Here is a 16,224-nt window from a genome sequence, read left to right on the forward strand (position 1 = left end):
AATTGTACCCGTAACAAGGGTGAAGATACCAAGGAGCGGAATGAAGCGAAAGTTTCACGTTCCGTTTTGAAGGAGAGATAGGGGTAGAAATTCCCCTATCGACTCTACCATACCCAATGAGGTAGTTTTGAGAGTATAATTTCCTGTTACACCAAAATTAAGACTGGTAGCCCGAATGATGTAATCAATGCCGGGGTATTTAGTGAAGCTAAGTTGTGAGTTTAAATTACTATCTAAATCATCGTTAAAGGCAATTACTTCACCTGTTGAAGCATTTACCAGTTGTAGGTAACTGTCAAAAGCATCCGAGTCGAGGTTAACTTGAACTTGCTGCCAATCGGAAACCCCACTCAATGTATAATCATCCGAGAAGCTACCTGATTTTTTAGGATTATTAGTATCACTGCTGCTCAAACTCTCATCAATCGTTTGTCCTAAATTAATATTCGTCATAATCCCATCTCCTCACAAATATAGTTGCGTCAAAACCAGCAAAGCCCGCCTAGCAAGCTTTCCTAAATATCTATCAGGGCCTTCATCTGCTTTTTATGCAGTTCGCCCTGCTTTTGTAACAAAACTTTACATTGCTTTCAACAGCAGATAAGCTGTATCCCCGATCGCCCGCCAGATGCACCGTCAAACGTAGCTGACAGCCAAACACATCATTTCACAATACTCCACTATCCTGAATCTGTATAGGCTCAATGGCTCACCATTTGGCTCAATATAAAAGGCTCATTTGGCTCATTTGGCTCATTTGGCTCACTTTTTGGCTCACCAAATCATGTAATATTCTTTACTAAGGCATAATTTCAGTAAAGGAGTCGCAATGGCAGGTTTGCTCAGAGCATCCGAAGAAGGGCTAAAAATCATTGATATGGTAAGACGCAATCTCGGATGGAATAAAAGTGAGGATACCTGGTGTAAAGCCGCTCTAACTTCAAAAGCCACTTTAAGGAGGTTTTGGGCGCAAAACCGAATTCGACGCGAAACATTTATCGATATTTGTAAAGCTGTAGGAATCAATAACTGGGAAGATATTATCGAGCGCAATGATATCAAGAAAACAGAATTACTTTTAGCCGCCGCGATCGCAGATATCCCCCTAGACAACCAAAACGATCGCACATTCCCCCTCCCAGAAAACTTACCCCCCGTCAGACATTGGGTACAGCGCACCAAAGAAATCGATATCTTAAAAACTACGATCGTTAACTCAGATATCACCGCCATCTCAATAGTCGGATTACCGGGCATCGGAAAAACCACCCTCGCCAGCCAACTAATTCGCCAATTCCACACAGAAAAAACCCCCTTCGCCTGCGCCGCTTGGCAATCCTTGCAATCGGCAACAGGCAAAGCACCCCCCTTCGATCGCATAATTGACTCGCTGCTATTCACCCTCTCCAACGGCGAGATTACCGCAGCCGTCAACGCTCAAAATGACTACTTCAAAAAAACCGAAAATCTGCTCAAAATCCTCAGAGAAAAACCTTGCTTGCTCGTATTCGATCGCGCCGACACACTTTTGAAAGGTGGAGAGGCAAAAGCGGCTGGTTATTTCGCCGACGATTGTGCAGAATATGCTTGGTTATTCAAACAACTATTAGAAACAGAACATCAAAGCAAAATTATTTTCACCAGTCGCGAAAGCTTAGCCGAATTGCCGTCAACAGTCACCCGCGAAATCCAGCTAAACGGATTGGATCGAGATGCCGCAGTTGCCCTATTGCAATCTTTTAATCTGACTGCAAATGCAGAGGAATTAGCAGAAATGGGCGATCGCTATTCAGGACATCCCAAAGCCTTACAACTCATTGCAGCCTTGATTCGAGACGATACCGAGTTTCAGGGAAATGTCGGGATGTTTCTGCACCAGAGAGACTGGTTGCTGATTCGAGATATTGAAAGAGCGATCGATGAAATGATAGCGCGTCTGGGCGACGGCGAGCAAACTTGTCTCAGCCGAATTTCGGTCTACCAAACCTCAGAATATTCGCTATCTTTTGCCGGAATTAGCGCTCAAATGCCAGAATTTAGCAAGTATGAGCTTAAAGAAAATATTATTCAAGGACTGAAGCGCCGCCAATTGCTCTATTACGATCGCCACCTCAAATCCTATCAGTTGCATCCGCTAGTCCGAGAAAAGGGCGAGTACCTGCTAAGTCAAAACCCTGAAAATCTCCGTACCGCCCACAGCCAAGCCTATAACTATTATATCAGCATTCCCCTCAAACCAAAATCAGAATGGCAAGATATCGAGGATATTAAGCCGCTAATCAGAGCGCACTATCATGCTTCTCAAGCACAAGATTTAGATGCAGCAAATGCGATTATTTCTGAAGTTTATGAGTATCTGCGGCAGTGGAATTGTGCAGAGTTAGTATGTGCAAATCTACCGTTGCCATTGTTAACGGAAGTAAAAAACATTAGCCTTTCAGAGGCAGGAAAGATGCCCACCCCGCAAGAAATTTGATATGTTGTGGAACGGGCATCTTGCCCGTTTTTTTATTATTAGTCAGGGCGGGCAAGATGCCCACCCCACAATAAACTTGATGTGCTGTGGAACGGGCATCTTGCCCGTTTTCTTAGTCCGCGAAGGCGGACTTTATATTTGTAGCCGCGGTTTCAACCGCCCGGTTTCAGCCGCCAATTTTATGGACTTCAACCACTAGAATAAATTCCTCTTTCTTGCAGTTGCTGCATAAAAAACTCTTCCAAACTAGGCTTAGCCAAATTCATCCCAATTAGCTGCCCTCCCGTACCGTTCAGACTAGAAAGAAACTCCTTCGGCTCGCCCTGCAAATGACCGTACCACAAATCATTATCAACTTCCATATCCGGTATCCACTTTTTCAGGATATTCAAGTGACCCCCCCTACCTTCAACCCGGTAAGTTTCAGTATTGCCGAGGAGTTGGTCGATCGCACCCATGCAGATTAACTCACCCTTCGCTAAAATTGCCACTCGATCGCAAATCTTCTCCACATCTGACAATATATGCGAATTAAAAAAAATTGTTTTTCCTTGATTTTTCAGCGATAAAATTATCTCCCGCATCTGATAGCGTCCCATCGGATCTAAACCAGACATCGGCTCATCTAAAAATACCACATCTGGATTGTTAATCAAAGCTTGAGCCATGCCGATCCGTTGCAGCATTCCCTTAGAATACTGGCGCAACTGTTTTTTAATTGCCGCCGATTGAGATAGTCCAACTAAGTCTAGCAAATTCGGAATTCGCTGCCGCTGAATCGAGGGGGGAATTTGAAATAACCCCGCCGCAAATTGCAAGAATTCCCAGCCCGTGAGATAATCGTAAAAATAGGGATTTTCTGGCAAATAGCCGACTCGCTGCTTCACAGTGCGATCGCCCAAAGGCTTCCCCAACAGCAGCGCCCTGCCAGAAGTCGGCCGCACTATACCCAGCAAAGTTTTCAGCAGCGTAGTTTTTCCCGCTCCATTTTGCCCTAACAGTCCGAAAGTTTCCCCCTCAGAGACAGTCAGAGTGCAACTTTTGAGCGATTCAATCTTTTGGTTCATCCAAAAGCCAGTACGGTAGAACTTCCCCAGATTAAATGTTTCCACCACTGGGGTAGCTCCGGGCATCTCGGTGGGAGTTGGCGCATCTATAAGAGGTTCCATTTTCGTAAGCGAAATTAAGTAGCACCTGATTATATTCTATTGCATAAGTTAAGTAATAATTGTTCTTTTTAATGTTAAACTAATATTAGCTGCACTTAAAATTTTCTGAATATGGATCGTTCAAAAATTATTGCTATTATCACTGGGGTGATTTCTATAATTTTAGCAGTTGCCTACCTGCTGCTCGTCACCCTCCTCGACTTCCGAGGCGAAATGCTGCCCGCACCTCAAAGTCAGTTGCCAGTCTCGCTGCCTATTCAGCAATTGGCTAATGTTAATCTGACTTTGCGAGTACATTAGTTATTGGTTATTGGTTATTGGTCATTGCAATAACCAATAACCAATAACAACCAACAACTGCCAACCAACAACTGCCAACTAACAACTAACTAATACACATGAATTGCTTTCATCATGTGATATGCCACTAGCAACTGCGTCAAAGCTAGCGGGTAACTTTGCAACACTTCGCCAGTTGTGCCGATCAGTTTGCCAATTTCCGGATTGCCTTGGGCGGAGCAAAATCCCCGCAGGTGTGGCAACTCGCTGCACAAAATCATTTCTAGTTCGTTTACTTGCTCGCTGGTAGCATGGGAGTCTACTTCCAAAACGTCAACTGGTTTGCCCATATCCCGATCGAGTCCCAAGCGAATTGCAGGTTTAAAACTATCGCTACCTCGACCTAAAATTTCAGTAAAATCAGGGTGAGGAATTGTCGGTCTGAGTACTAAACGGACGCTCAAATTCGATTCATTGTCCGCTTCCGGCGGGTAAAAACTAACTACAACGTCGGCCGATTTACGCTGAGGACGAATGAAGTCTTCCGAGTCCGGTTCCCGTTTTTTTATTTCTGCAAGCACCTGTTCTTCAGTATAACCGCGCTTCATGATATCCCGCTTAACTTTCCACTGAGTTCGCAACTCTTCGGGAGGAGCAAGATACACTTTTACGTCGTAAGAATCGCGGATTGTTCGGGTTGCGTAACCCAGCAAACCTTCAACTATTACAAATTTGCTGGGCTTGATGTATTCCGGCGCGTCGAATGTACCTGTGGTGTGGTTGTAGATGGGTTTGAGAATTGCTTGTCCCGTGCGCAGCAGGCTGAGGTGCTGCTGCATGATGTCGAGGTGATTGCAGTCGGGATGCAATGCTGTGATTCCGATTTCTGCCCGCTGCTTTCTGTCGTAGCGATGATAGTCGTCAGTGCAAATCACAGTGACATTTTCTGGCCCCAATACTTGGGCAATTCCCCGCGTCAGGGTGGTTTTGCCCGCTGCGCTGTCTCCGACAATACCGAGAATAATTGGTCGATCGCTCATTGTTTTTACCCGGACGCACAATAGCAAATTTTGTTGTCAATCTTAAATCTTATCAAAATTGTGTTCGATCCGATCGCTCGATCCGATGGTTTGACTCGATCCCCCGGACTCTCCCTAATGTGTAAAATTATTGTCATATTTCTTAATATAATGTGGCATCTGAGACTCAGGGAGTATCTGATTAAATAATCATGCCGATTTCTCAACCGCCCACGATGTCGATCGTACTTTTGAATCCGGCTATTGTGGGAATTTCGGGAAAATTACCCCTGCAAAGTGTCCCGGTAGTCTCTTTTCTAGTACAAATTGCACCAGCGGTGGGAATCGTGGGATATTTTTGGTTTCAAAACGGCCAGCAAGCAGTGAATCAACTTGCCAGTCCATCAATCAATCGACGCGGAAGCCGATCGAATTTACTCGCAATATGAAGTTTTAGCCACAGCTTTCGCTGTGCGCGACAAATTAGTATAAATTTGAGTTCAGGATGCAATCATGCTCTCAAAAACCTATTTTTTTTACTCTTGCTTGCCTGCTGTAACGAAGTTTTGCCGTGAAAAAAATCGGTTTCGACGCACCCATGCGTAATTTCTAAATTTAAACAAATCTTAAGTTTAACTACGCCCGTAGCAAGCTGCTGTCGCTAGTTTCAATCTCAAAAACAATCACAGATTTAGTCTCCGCATTGGGATAAATATTGGTGGGTGGTGGCAGGAGTCATTGGTTTAACTAAATTTAGTTACGATTTGTGGGGGATACAGTAAATGTTGCTCAGCGGATGGAATCAAATGGTATTCCGGGGGAAATTCAGGTGACTCCTGCGGTTTACGATCGTTTAAAAGATAAATTTTCGTTTAAAATGCGTGGTGCTGTTGAGATTAAAGGTAAAGGAGAAATGATGGTTTATTTATTGCTGGGGCAACATTAGTTCATTACCCCTCGATCTGCCGTTTCAACCGCTCCTTGTCAAACAAAGTCGGCCTGCGCAGACTGAGAAATCCGGGGGATATTTAAGCCGGACTTGATATTACTAATTACCACTCATCGTTTCGCTTGTTTGTGTGGGTTTCCCAATCGTCGTGTTGCGGCGACTGATACAAAGGTTCTGGTTCCAACTCGGCTGACATTTCTAATTCGGGTTCCGATTCTTGCTGATAGATGTTCAGAGGTTCGACAACGCGGGCGATCGCATCTTTGACAAATGCTTTGACAAACTCGTCTTTCCTGTTTAACTGAAACTGCCTTTGCACAACTTCGGTGATGCCACCATCGCCCCAATCTTGGTCGTGACGGAAATATTCAATAAAACTTTTACCGGCAATTCGGGTTAAATAAGCGGCGCTGACTGCTTGAATTGCTTTGCCAAGTACAAACCCGGCTACGCTTAATTGCAGCGCCCTTGACACTACTTGAATTACGCCTTCAACTATTCCCAAACTGGCTAGGGTTTTTGCTAGAGACAATGCCAATTCTTTGGCGCGATCGATATTTAATTCGCAGCCGTAAATCTTGGCAATTTCTACTACCATTTGAGCGTTAACTGCTGCTGTCGCTAACAAATCCACAACTGGCAAAGGCGTTACAGCAATTACTCCGGCTCCGATCCACTGAAATCGCTCTACTGCTTTATCAGCTTGCCGTCTCCTTTGAGCGTCAATTAACTTCCGCGCTTGGTCTCCCAAGTGCTGAGATTGCAGCAAAATATTGTCGGCAATTAAGTCTTCGCCTTCGGCTCGCAAAATCGCAGCGACGCGCCGAATTAATGGCATAATATCCGGGTCGGGTTGAAAAATTGTGCCGTCTTCTAGTACAACTTTTTGCGGATTGGCGCTAATGGCGACTACATCCATTGCTGATACAAAACCTTTGACTCGCTGCTGCAGTCGATCGAGAATTTCATCTCTGTCGCTGTCGGGATAAAGGTCAACTTTATTAAAAACCACGATCGACCTTTTGCCAATTTCCGCCAAAGTCCGCAGCGGTTCGTACTCGGATTTTCGCAAATCGCCGTCCAAAACAAATAAGATCAAATCTGCCCTCGCCGCCAACTGCCTCGCCAATTCCTCTCTGTAAGTTCCCGCAACTCCCGCTTCCAAGATCCCTGGGGTATCAGTAATTGCTAATTCTCGATCGATTCCTTTCAATTTCAGAGTGTAAGTTTCCCCAACTTCGGTAGTTCCCATCGGCGCGCCCACCTGTCCCGCCATCCGCCCCACCAGCGCATTCACAGCGGAAGTTTTGCCCGCAGAACCGGTGCCGAAAACAACTACTCGAACGCTGCCGCGAGCCATGCTAGCTTCAATTTCGCGAGCTCTCAACAGCAAAGCTTGCCGCGCTACTTCATCTTGAATGCGATCGACTTGCTGCCTGATTGCTTTGAGATTTTCCGAAGCAGCTTCACTTTTTACAACAGGAACCTTCGGATTAATCGCCCGTTTTCCCTGAACTTTCTGAGGGCGTTGCAGCAGCCTAAAATAGTAAACCAGCGCAAAAATTAGGGTTCCCAAAAGTACAATTATCAGGAAAATCAGCAAATTAGCCAGCAGCGGAGAAGCAGACCACGCAACTTGACTGTAAAGCCCTGTTAAGGAACTCACCAGCCCAATAATCAGCCCCAGGGCGAGGCAGAAAGCAGCAATTAAGGTTAACAGGCGCGGCAAAGGCATGAGGAAAGCGGCAAATAAAAGGGTTATGCTTTGATTTTTACATTTTCATGAGAATTCGGAAGTGATAAGCTATTTGGCATTTAGATTGAAGCTCGATTGCGGGTTCTCCTGCCCGCGCCACAAGAGTTTAAGTAAACAGTAGCTTACAAATTAAATGCGCGACAGCTTACGAGTTAAAAAAAAGAATGCAACTGTAGGCAAGCCGCAAACCCCGATAGTCATCAGTCATTCCCCATCTAAAACCTAAAATCTCAAATCTAAAATGCTATGGCGAAGCGCCCGATCGTACTGCACCAGCCCGCAAACCCGATTCTGTCCGTCTGCGGGCGCGATTTGCGGAGTTTGAGCGCCAGCGGGACGGACAAGTGCGATCGCCCTCTGACTGCAATTGTAGCTTGCACGACTACTCAGCTACAGCTTATCACCTGCCCGAACCGTAGACCGGTTTATTTGCATCTACCTACTTATTTATTTAATCGCGAGTCGAGCAATACTTTTTTATTAAGAAACAAATATGGCATTAACTACAAAGAAACCCGGTTTTTTAACGAAAGTGCCTCCTGGAAGCTCCGAAAGCGGAAACGAGAAACCGGGTTTCTTAGGCAGGGTAAAAGCGTCCTAATTCACAAAAATTATCAAATTAAGTATCCATGCCGTACTCTCAAATCAGCCGCGAGTTAAGTTAGACTGAATTGTCAGTGCGTGAATTATTCACAGGTTAGCATCTATGCAGCTCAAACATCTGAATCAGCCTTCACAAGAACTCTCTACCTCTTGCGAGCATAACATCAAAGAGAGCCAGCCAGCAAAGCCCCATTATTTCGCTCGCATAGCCCGTTCCTTTGGCAACCTCAGTATTCGCGACAAAATCTGGCGTGGGTACGCACTGGCTCTTTGTGTTGCGATTGGGGGAACGACTGTCGGGATGTTGGCGGGCAATCATTACTATCGCAGAACGAACAATCAAGTACACATCGATCGAGAAAGTCAGCTTTTAAATAAGTTGCAGGTGGCTTTACTGCGGACGCAAAACAGCCAAAAATCGCTGATTTACTGGCTCGAACAGCCCGCCATATTTGACAGCAAATACCAACAGCTACAAAACAATATTTACACTTTGAAGTTATCGCTAGCTGAAGTTAAAAATCAAAAATACATGGAACACATAGAAGGCATACCAAAATTTAGAAAAACTTACGATTCGGTACTGTCTAATTACCTTCATCAGCTAGAAACAGTAAATAAAAAAATTAGTAAATTGCCAAATAACTTCGAGAAAAAAAGTGTTAAACGCAAGTTGCTGTCTAATTTGGATCGAGATAAAATTGGGTTGCAACTAGATAGGGCGGTCAATGACATAGCAGAAATTATCGATCGCGCCCAAGAGCAAGAAGATGCTGGGCGGGAGGATCTGCTGCGAGCGCAGGCGCTGCGGGTGCAAATAATTTTTGGTAGCATGGCACTGTCGATCGTCGTTGCAGCACTGCTGGCGGGCTTCACCAGTCGGGCGATCGCCAAACCCCTCGCCGCTGTAACTAATATCGCTCAGCGAGTGACCCAAGAGTCTAATTTTCAGTTGCAAGTACCTGTTACCAGCACCGATGAAGTGGGAGTATTGGCAGCTTCGCTGAATCAACTGATTCAGAAAGTAAATCACTTGCTAGAAGAATTGAAAGCCGAACAAGAAAGCCACATACTTCAAAATGAGAAAATGGCAAGTTTGGGGCGGATGTTGGCCGGTGTTGCTCACGAAGTTAACAACCCAATCAATTTTATCTATGCCAATATCGACCCTGCGAGACATTATGTTGAAGATATTTTAGATTTGCTCAACACTTACGAAACAGAAATTTCCAAGCCGCCTGCCCCAGTGATCGCGAAAGGCGAAGAAATAGACATCGATTTTCTCAAAGAAGATTTGATGAAAATATTAGACTCGATGCAAGTAGGCGCGGAAAGAGCCAAAGCTATTATCTTAAGTTTGAAAGATTTTTCTCGCCTCGACGATGCGGCTCCTCATCCCGTCGATTTGCACGCCTGCATAGACAGCAGTTTGCTGATTCTCAACAGCCGAATCAAACAGGGCGTTGAAGTGGCGCGAAATTACGGGAACATTCCGAATGTTGAAGGGTATATGGGTTTGCTTTACCAGGTGTTTGTGAACATTCTGAACAATGCACTAGATGCTGTGGAAGAGAAAGCAAAAAGTGAGAAAACAAGTTTTGAGGAGGTGAAAAAACAATCGGCTTCGGAGTCAATCAAACACGAAGCACCGAGTTTTTTGCCCAGGATTGTGATTGCTACAGAATACTTAGACGAAGACTCAGTGGTAGTGCGAATTTCCGATAACGGTACGGGAATAGCGGCAGCAAGTCAAGAAAAAATGTTTCAAACATTCTTTACGACTAAACCGAGAGGTGTAGGTACTGGTTTGGGATTGGCAATCGGTCGCGAAATTATTGTCAAGAAACACGGCGGGACAATTAACTTTTGGTCGGAGGTGGGAACGGGGACGGAATTTACGATCGCCCTGCCGATTAAGCAGGATGATTTAATGCCAAATACGCTCTTAGAACCTCCAATTTCTCGCGAAGATAATTCCCTCGGCAACGAGAAGTTGCCAACCAAGTCCGAGGAGAGAGGAACTGTAAAAAATTAAAAATTATCAGTTTTAGAGCCATTTTAAAAAAGAAGACCATTCTAAGCCCGCAATCTAAACTCTGATGTCATAATTCATTCCAAATCTAAAATCTAAAATCTAAAATTGTATGAGATTGCTTACTGACCGAAAGCATCCAGGATACAAGCCCCCGGATTCATCCGTCCAGAAATAAAAAACCTGTATCCGATGAAACTTGCCCCCCGAATTTATGCGTGGGGTCAATGCTTCAATTCTTTAATCTAAAATCTAAAATCTAAAATCTAAAATCGATTGACTGGCTGTCGCTACGCTAATAGATGAGTGATAATACCCAACTCAAAACAATTTTTCGTAATCTTGAAAAACAGGAGTTGCTATAATTTAAAGTTGAGAAACAACTGTACGGAGCAAAAATTATGGGACTATTTGACCAAATTTTGAGCGCGATCGACAATCCCAACCAACAAGCAAGTCCCAATCAGTTGGGCAACATTATCGGTGCGGTAGAGCAGTTGAGCGGCAACCAGGGCGTCAATGCGGGCACGACTCAGCTAGCAATGTCGGTTTTGGGCGGATACGTGCGATCGGCATTGCAAGACGTGCGAGCGCAGTCGGGAGACGCACAAGCTCAAGAAGTTGTCAACCAATTTAGCGGCACAAATCCCAATCCGCAAGCGGTACAGAGTTTGTTCGGAGCAGGCCAACTGACGCAGATAGTAAACGATATCGCCCACAGAACCGGTTTGAATAACGCCACAGTGCAGGCGATGATACCTGTTTTGGTGCCGCTGGTGCTGAATTTGCTAAAAACCGGCAGCAACGCCCAAAACCCAGCCCCAGGCAGCAATCCCGTTTTGAATACGTTTTTAGATGCAGATGGAGACGGCGACGTAGATATTACTGACGCCATGTCGATGGCAGGCCGCTTTTTGAATCAGCGCAGTTAATTTGGGATTTTTGTAACCGCAGATATCAGCGGATGGACACAGAGGAACGCAGATAGAATTTTATCTGCGTTCCTCTGCGTTTATCTGCCTCGATCTGCGGTTACAAAAACTCCTACTTTAACCCAAACCCAAATCAGTCACAGCACCAACACTGCTAGAAGAAACCAACTTAGCATATTTAGCCAAAACGCCTTTAGTATACCGAGGTTTAGGAGGCTGCCAAAGAGCGCGCCGCTGCTCCAATTCTGCATCAGAAATATTAAGCTGCAACAAGCGATTGTTAGCATCAATTGTAATCGAATCGCCCTCTTTTACCAAAGCAATTGTGCCGCCAACTTGCGCTTCTGGTGCAACGTGACCTACAACCATGCCGTAAGTTCCGCCAGAGAAGCGACCGTCAGTAATTAACCCGACAGAATCGCCCAAACCTGCGCCAATAATTGCCGAAGTTGGTGCTAACATTTCGCGCATTCCCGGTCCGCCTTTGGGCCCTTCGTAGCGGATCACAATCACATCTCCGGCTTGAATTTTGCCCGCTAAAATTGCATCCAAACAATTTTCTTCAGATTCAAATACCCGCGCCGGGCCGGTAATTTGCGGTTTTTTAACGCCAGTAATTTTAGCAACGGCTCCTTCTGTTGCCAGATTTCCCCTCAGAATTGCTAAATGTCCTTGGGCATAAAGCGGGTTGTTCCAAGGGCGGATGACATCTTGGTCGGTGCGGGGTTCGGCTGGAATATCTGCCAACACTTCAGCAACAGTTTGACCGGTAATTGTCAGCGCGTCTCCGTGCAGCAAACCCTTTTCTAGCAGCATTTTCATTACTTGAGGAATGCCGCCGGCTTTGTGCAAATCGGTTGCTACGTATTTGCCGCTGGGTTTGAGGTCGCACAGCACCGGGACTTTCGCTCTAATATTTTCAAAATCGTCGAGAGCAAGTTCAACACCGATCGCATTGGAAATGGCCAATAAATGCAGCACAGCGTTGGTTGAACCGCCGATTGCCATAATTACCGCGATCGCATTTTCAAAGGCCTTGCGAGTCAAAATCTGGCTCGGTAGCAACTGTTTGCGGATCGCTTCCACGACAACTTTTGCAGATTCGGCAGCGCTGTCAGCTTTTTCGGCATCCTCAGCAGCCATTGTCGAAGAATAAGGCAAACTCATGCCCATCGCTTCAAAAGCGCTCGACATCGTATTTGCTGTGAACATTCCGCCGCAAGAACCCGCACCCGGACAAGCTTTATGTTCCACTGCATTGAGTTCTGTTTCGTCAATTTTGGCGGCGCTGAATTGACCGACTGCTTCAAAAACGCTGACGACGGTTAAATCCCGTCCGTTGTGGTGTCCGGGTTTGATCGTGCCGCCGTAAACAAAAATAGCAGGAATGTTCATGCGGGCGATCGCAATCATCGCCCCCGGCATATTTTTATCGCAACCGCCGACAGCCAGCAACCCGTCCATACTTTGGCCGTTGCAAACAGTTTCGATGGAATCAGCAATCACATCTCTCGACACCAGAGAATATTTCATCCCTTCAGTTCCCATCGAGATCCCGTCGCTGATAGTAATCGTGCCGAACATCTGCGGCATGGCGCCGGCTTCCTTTGCACCCGCAATAGCCCGCAAAGCGAGGTCGTTCAATCCCATATTGCAGGGCGTAATCGTGCTGTACCCGTTGGCAATCCCCACAATCGGCTTAGTGAAATCGCCGTCGCCAAAACCGACTGCCCGCAGCATTGCCCGGTTGGGCGCGCGCTGCACGCCCCCAGTCACAGCTTGGCTTCTCAAATTTTCAGGCATTTTAAAATTTCCTTTGTCAGTTGTCTGTTGTTGACTTGTCAGTTGTCTGTTTTTCTTTGCTGCTGGCTGTTTGAATGCCCAGTGCCGAGAGTTTTACCCTATTGTTGATTTTCTCAGAAGCGTTGATATTTGTCAGGCCTTTTAGGAGGCAACAGCACAGCATTGCTAGGAAAGCAGTGCAAAGATTCTACAGATACTACAGCGTGCAGGGTGAATACCGTAGTTATCTGGGATGATGTGGTAACACCCATCACTCTAACGTTTGAAAACAATTGCGAGGCGAATGACATGGAGGCCGATCGAATTCTGAGGCAATATGCGGCCGGAGAAAGAACTTTTCGAGAAATTAACCTCGCCGGGGCCGACTTACAAGGGGTAAACCTCAGCGAGGCTAACTTTACCAGAGCGACTTTCCAAGACGCAAACCTCAAAGGCGCTAACCTGACGGGAGCAAACTTGCGCGAGGTGAAATTGCCAGGGGTGGACTTGACGGAAGCTAATTTGACCGAAGCAAATCTGATCGGTACTGATTTGAGCCGCGCCAATCTCAGCGGGGCTAACCTGATGGGAGCCAACCTTCGCGGCTCAATGGCGAGAGAAGTCAACATGACCAAAGCTAATTTGACGGAAGCTAATTTGACCGAAGCCAACTTTACCGAAGCGAATTTGTTTGCGGCCAACTTAACCGACGCTAGCATGATTCGCATTAATTTGATGAAGGCAAATTTGAGTTGGTCAACTCTCAAAGCGGTAAACCTGACAAATGCCATCCTCAGCGAGTCGCTTTTAGAAAGAGCTAACCTGAATCAGGCAATTCTTAGCGGGGCGATGCTGAGCGGGGCCAACCTGACTGGTGCAGACTTGCGCCAAGTAACGATGATTGGAGCTAATCTGAGCGAAGCTAATCTGAGCAATGCTAATTTGAGAGTTGCTAATGTGAGTTGGTCAACGCTGGCAAAAGCTAATTTGAGCGGTGCTAATTTGTACCGGGCAAAGCTTTGCTGGTCTAATTTTAGCGGGGCTGTTTTGATGGAAGCGGTTTTGATTGATGCTAATCTCAATCGAACTAACTTCCGCGATGCAGATTTGAGGCGGGCAATTATGCCGGACGGCACAACTAATGACTCTTAAAATTTGATTGTTGACTGTTAACTGTTAACTGTTGACTGTTAACTGTTGACTACTGACTAATAACTAATGACTATCAGTGAATTATTGATGTTGGGTGCGGCCGGACTTTTTGCCGGAATTCTAGCAGGTTTTTTGGGTATCGGCGGCGGTACGGTGCTCGTGCCTTTGTTGGTGGCTCTCAATTACGCTCCGGTGCAAGCGGTTGCTACTAGCGGTTTGTCGATCGTCATTACAGCTATTTCTGGCAGCATCCAGAATTGGCGCATGGGCTACCTCAGCTTGAGTCAAGTCGCCGGCATAGGATTTCCCGCCGTCATCACAGCACAAATCGGTGCTTATTTGGCGGGGATATTTCCGCCTTACTTGCTGTTACTTACTTTTGGGTTGTTGCTGTGGCTGAATATTTATTTGATTGAAGTTCGCAAGCACCTGACAGCTAAGAAGAAAGCGGAAGCAGAACAAGGGGAACTGGGAGGACAAGCGGGAGAAGGAGAAAATGCTCAATTACCAATTACCAATCACGAATTACCCAATAATTCAAATATTTTATTCCATCCAACTTTTGCTAAAATTGCTACCGGCAGTGCTGCGGGTTTATTAGCGGGTTTGTTTGGCGTAGGCGGCGGCGTGATTATGGTTCCCCTGCAAATTTTGCTGTTAGGAGAAAGCATTAAAACTGCAATTCAAACGAGCTTGGGCGTCATCGTCATTACGGCAATTTCCGCGACGGCGGGACACGCGGCGCGCGGGAATGTTTTGTGGGTTGTGGGGTTGATTCTGGGCGGCGGCGGTTTGTTGGGGGTGCAGGTGAGCACGCGGTTTTTGCCGAGATTGCCCGATCGTATTGTTAGTTTAGCTTTTCGATCGCTCTTGGCAATCTTATCGATTTATGTTTTCTGGCAAGCTTGGCAAAAATTTAGTAACGGGTAATTGGTAATTGGTAAGGTGCGCTGCCCGGCGCACCCTACGAAAGAATCCGGGAAAGTGCGCGCGCAGCACCCTACGAAAAACTCATAACTAACGACTAATTTGCTGATAGTTTCTTCACGGCGCGAGTCAGACGCTGCAAATAAGGCTTGACAATTTCTTGATTTTGCCGCTGTAATTCGGAAACTTGCTGCTGCAAATGCTGCATCTCGGTTTGCAGCATTTCTGTGTCTATTGTGGGTCGATCGAGCAAATCCTGCAATTGCTTCAGAGAACCTTGGATTGTATCCAAGTCTACTTCGTTCGATCGCTCCTGCAACTGAGCTGTAAGAGTTTTAACTTCAGTTAACTTTTCGTTCACCAATAAAAATCGGACGTTGACATTTTCCCAATCCTGCTCTCTGAGGGCGCTATTTTCCAAAATGCGGAGTTTTTGCTGCAAATCCAACAGGATGGTGTTGAACTCCTGAGAATCTGCCGGAAGCGCCTGCGCTTGGCGTTCGAGGGAGGCTACGGCAGCTTGTACCTCGGCGATGGCGCCGGATTCCAAGCCCAGGATTTTATGCTGCAAGTCGGAGACAGCGGTGTAGAGTTCCGCAGGTTGTCCAGGTAGTATCTGAACTTGCTGCGAGCGACGTTCTACAGCGGCCTGTACGTCCGCGATCGCAGAATTTGCCTTGTGTTGCATTTGTTGCTCGAAACGCTGGCGATTGGCGAGATTCAGCGAGAGTGCTGCGGTTAAGGGGGCAACAGCGTAGAGAATTTGGCCCGACAATCCAGCAGCAATCGCGCCAATCGCTGAACCGGCAACAGAGGCGTATTCTGCCAATTCTAGCCAGTCCGGCTGGTTGGGGGCACTTCTCAAAGCTGGGAATGATGCTTTTTCAATCTTCTGCATAGCCTTTTAGTCGTAGTCTGATAGATGGCGATAGGGACATGATAAAAGCGATCGGCAAATAAATCAGGGCTATGTGTCAAATTTTCGGGATTGTGGTATTTTTATTGACCGAAAGCATCCAGGATACAAGCCCCCAGATTCATCCGTGGAGAAATAAAAAACGTGTATCCGATGAAACTTGCCCCCCGAATTTATCCGTGGGGTCAATGCTTCAATCTAAAATCTAAAATCTAAAATCTAAAATCGATTG

At 46.1% G+C, this 16,224-nt stretch carries 14 protein-coding genes and 1 pseudogene; 8 read left to right on the forward strand and 7 right to left on the reverse strand.

Annotated elements, in window-relative coordinates; genetic code table 11:
- Positions 1 to 54: 54 nt before the first annotated feature.
- Positions 55 to 453 (reverse strand): hypothetical protein, encoded by a 399-nt coding sequence (locus QUA78_RS22175; RefSeq protein WP_333399018.1) that lies wholly within the window; start codon positions 451 to 453, stop codon positions 55 to 57.
- Between the two features lie 376 nt (positions 454 to 829).
- Here QUA78_RS22175 and QUA78_RS22180 point away from each other — a divergent pair, with 376 nt between their 5' ends.
- Positions 830 to 2,476 (forward strand): NB-ARC domain-containing protein, encoded by a 1,647-nt coding sequence (locus QUA78_RS22180; RefSeq protein WP_333302063.1) that lies wholly within the window; start codon positions 830 to 832, stop codon positions 2,474 to 2,476.
- A gap of 188 nt (positions 2,477 to 2,664) precedes the next feature.
- Here QUA78_RS22180 and QUA78_RS22185 read toward each other — a convergent pair whose 3' ends face one another.
- On the reverse strand, positions 2,665 to 3,645 hold the full coding sequence (locus tag QUA78_RS22185; protein WP_333302064.1) for an ABC transporter ATP-binding protein: 981 nt from the start codon (positions 3,643 to 3,645) through the stop codon (positions 2,665 to 2,667).
- A 111-nt stretch (positions 3,646 to 3,756) separates the two neighbouring features.
- On the opposite strand from QUA78_RS22185, the gene QUA78_RS22190 reads away from it, so the two are divergent.
- Positions 3,757 to 3,945 carry a hypothetical protein gene (locus tag QUA78_RS22190; RefSeq protein ID WP_333302065.1) on the forward strand — a complete coding sequence of 63 codons (189 nt, stop codon included), beginning with the start codon at positions 3,757 to 3,759 and terminating at the stop codon, positions 3,943 to 3,945.
- Positions 3,946 to 4,034: 89 nt separating this feature from the next.
- On the opposite strand, the gene QUA78_RS22195 is transcribed toward QUA78_RS22190, so the two are convergent.
- Complete coding sequence (locus QUA78_RS22195; RefSeq protein ID WP_333302066.1) at positions 4,035 to 4,964, reverse strand: phosphoribulokinase; 930 nt, start codon at positions 4,962 to 4,964, stop codon at positions 4,035 to 4,037.
- Between the two features lie 191 nt (positions 4,965 to 5,155).
- Between QUA78_RS22195 and QUA78_RS22200 the strand changes: the two genes are divergently transcribed.
- Together QUA78_RS22200 and QUA78_RS22205 are read left to right on the forward strand one after the other, a co-directional pair.
- Entirely contained in the window at positions 5,156 to 5,392 is a 237-nt protein-coding gene (locus QUA78_RS22200) for a hypothetical protein (protein WP_333302067.1), read from the forward strand.
- Between the two features lie 241 nt (positions 5,393 to 5,633).
- A pseudogene (locus QUA78_RS22205) lies at positions 5,634 to 5,889 on the forward strand (adenylate/guanylate cyclase domain-containing protein); the annotation flags it as partial.
- A 106-nt stretch (positions 5,890 to 5,995) separates the two neighbouring features.
- Here QUA78_RS22205 and QUA78_RS22210 read toward each other — a convergent pair.
- Positions 5,996 to 7,627, reverse strand: a complete 1,632-nt coding sequence (locus QUA78_RS22210; protein WP_333302068.1) for a GTP-binding protein — start codon at positions 7,625 to 7,627, stop codon at positions 5,996 to 5,998.
- A 257-nt stretch (positions 7,628 to 7,884) separates the two neighbouring features.
- The gene (locus tag QUA78_RS22215) at positions 7,885 to 8,028 is read right to left on the reverse strand and encodes a hypothetical protein (RefSeq protein WP_333399019.1); all 144 of its coding nucleotides are present in this window, start codon (positions 8,026 to 8,028) and stop codon (positions 7,885 to 7,887) included.
- A gap of 326 nt (positions 8,029 to 8,354) precedes the next feature.
- Between QUA78_RS22215 and QUA78_RS22220 the strand changes: the two genes are divergently transcribed.
- A complete protein-coding gene (locus QUA78_RS22220; protein ID WP_333302070.1) occupies positions 8,355 to 10,286 on the forward strand; it encodes a HAMP domain-containing sensor histidine kinase in 1,932 nt (643 codons plus the stop codon).
- Between the two features lie 398 nt (positions 10,287 to 10,684).
- Entirely contained in the window at positions 10,685 to 11,215 is a 531-nt protein-coding gene (locus tag QUA78_RS22225) for a hypothetical protein (protein ID WP_333302071.1), read from the forward strand.
- A gap of 117 nt (positions 11,216 to 11,332) precedes the next feature.
- On the opposite strand, the gene ilvD is transcribed toward QUA78_RS22225, so the two are convergent.
- Positions 11,333 to 13,018, reverse strand: coding sequence for a dihydroxy-acid dehydratase (ilvD, locus tag QUA78_RS22230; RefSeq protein ID WP_333302072.1), 1,686 nt, complete (start codon positions 13,016 to 13,018; stop codon positions 11,333 to 11,335).
- Between the two features lie 288 nt (positions 13,019 to 13,306).
- Here ilvD and QUA78_RS22235 point away from each other — a divergent pair, with 288 nt between their 5' ends.
- A complete protein-coding gene (locus QUA78_RS22235) occupies positions 13,307 to 14,149 on the forward strand; it encodes a pentapeptide repeat-containing protein (protein WP_333302086.1) in 843 nt (280 codons plus the stop codon).
- Between the two features lie 66 nt (positions 14,150 to 14,215).
- Positions 14,216 to 15,079: a sulfite exporter TauE/SafE family protein gene (locus QUA78_RS22240; protein WP_333302073.1), complete on the forward strand. Its 864-nt coding sequence runs from the start codon at positions 14,216 to 14,218 to the stop codon at positions 15,077 to 15,079.
- A gap of 94 nt (positions 15,080 to 15,173) precedes the next feature.
- Here QUA78_RS22240 and QUA78_RS22245 read toward each other — a convergent pair whose 3' ends face one another.
- The gene (locus QUA78_RS22245) at positions 15,174 to 15,974 is read right to left on the reverse strand and encodes a hypothetical protein (protein WP_333302074.1); all 801 of its coding nucleotides are present in this window, start codon (positions 15,972 to 15,974) and stop codon (positions 15,174 to 15,176) included.
- Between the last annotated feature and the right edge of the window lie 250 nt (positions 15,975 to 16,224).

Origin of the sequence: Microcoleus sp. K4-B3 (assembly GCF_036704615.1) — a bacterium.
GTDB lineage: Bacteria > Cyanobacteriota > Cyanobacteriia > Cyanobacteriales > Microcoleaceae > Microcoleus.

Excerpts from the sequence above, each read along its gene's own strand:
- QUA78_RS22175 (WP_333399018.1), bottom strand. The coding sequence starts at position 453 with ATGACGAATATTAATTTAGGACAAACGATTGATGAGAGTTTGAGCAGC.
- QUA78_RS22180 (WP_333302063.1), top strand. The coding sequence starts at position 830 with ATGGCAGGTTTGCTCAGAGCATCCGAAGAAGGGCTAAAAATCATTGAT.
- QUA78_RS22185 (WP_333302064.1), bottom strand. The coding sequence starts at position 3,645 with ATGGAACCTCTTATAGATGCGCCAACTCCCACCGAGATGCCCGGAGCT.
- QUA78_RS22190 (WP_333302065.1), top strand. The coding sequence starts at position 3,757 with ATGGATCGTTCAAAAATTATTGCTATTATCACTGGGGTGATTTCTATA.
- QUA78_RS22195 (WP_333302066.1), bottom strand. The coding sequence starts at position 4,964 with ATGAGCGATCGACCAATTATTCTCGGTATTGTCGGAGACAGCGCAGCG.
- QUA78_RS22200 (WP_333302067.1), top strand. The coding sequence starts at position 5,156 with ATGCCGATTTCTCAACCGCCCACGATGTCGATCGTACTTTTGAATCCG.
- QUA78_RS22210 (WP_333302068.1), bottom strand. The coding sequence starts at position 7,627 with ATGCCTTTGCCGCGCCTGTTAACCTTAATTGCTGCTTTCTGCCTCGCC.
- QUA78_RS22220 (WP_333302070.1), top strand. The coding sequence starts at position 8,355 with ATGCAGCTCAAACATCTGAATCAGCCTTCACAAGAACTCTCTACCTCT.
- QUA78_RS22225 (WP_333302071.1), top strand. The coding sequence starts at position 10,685 with ATGGGACTATTTGACCAAATTTTGAGCGCGATCGACAATCCCAACCAA.
- ilvD (WP_333302072.1), bottom strand. The coding sequence starts at position 13,018 with ATGCCTGAAAATTTGAGAAGCCAAGCTGTGACTGGGGGCGTGCAGCGC.
- QUA78_RS22235 (WP_333302086.1), top strand. The coding sequence starts at position 13,307 with ATGGAGGCCGATCGAATTCTGAGGCAATATGCGGCCGGAGAAAGAACT.
- QUA78_RS22240 (WP_333302073.1), top strand. The coding sequence starts at position 14,216 with ATGACTATCAGTGAATTATTGATGTTGGGTGCGGCCGGACTTTTTGCC.
- QUA78_RS22245 (WP_333302074.1), bottom strand. The coding sequence starts at position 15,974 with ATGCAGAAGATTGAAAAAGCATCATTCCCAGCTTTGAGAAGTGCCCCC.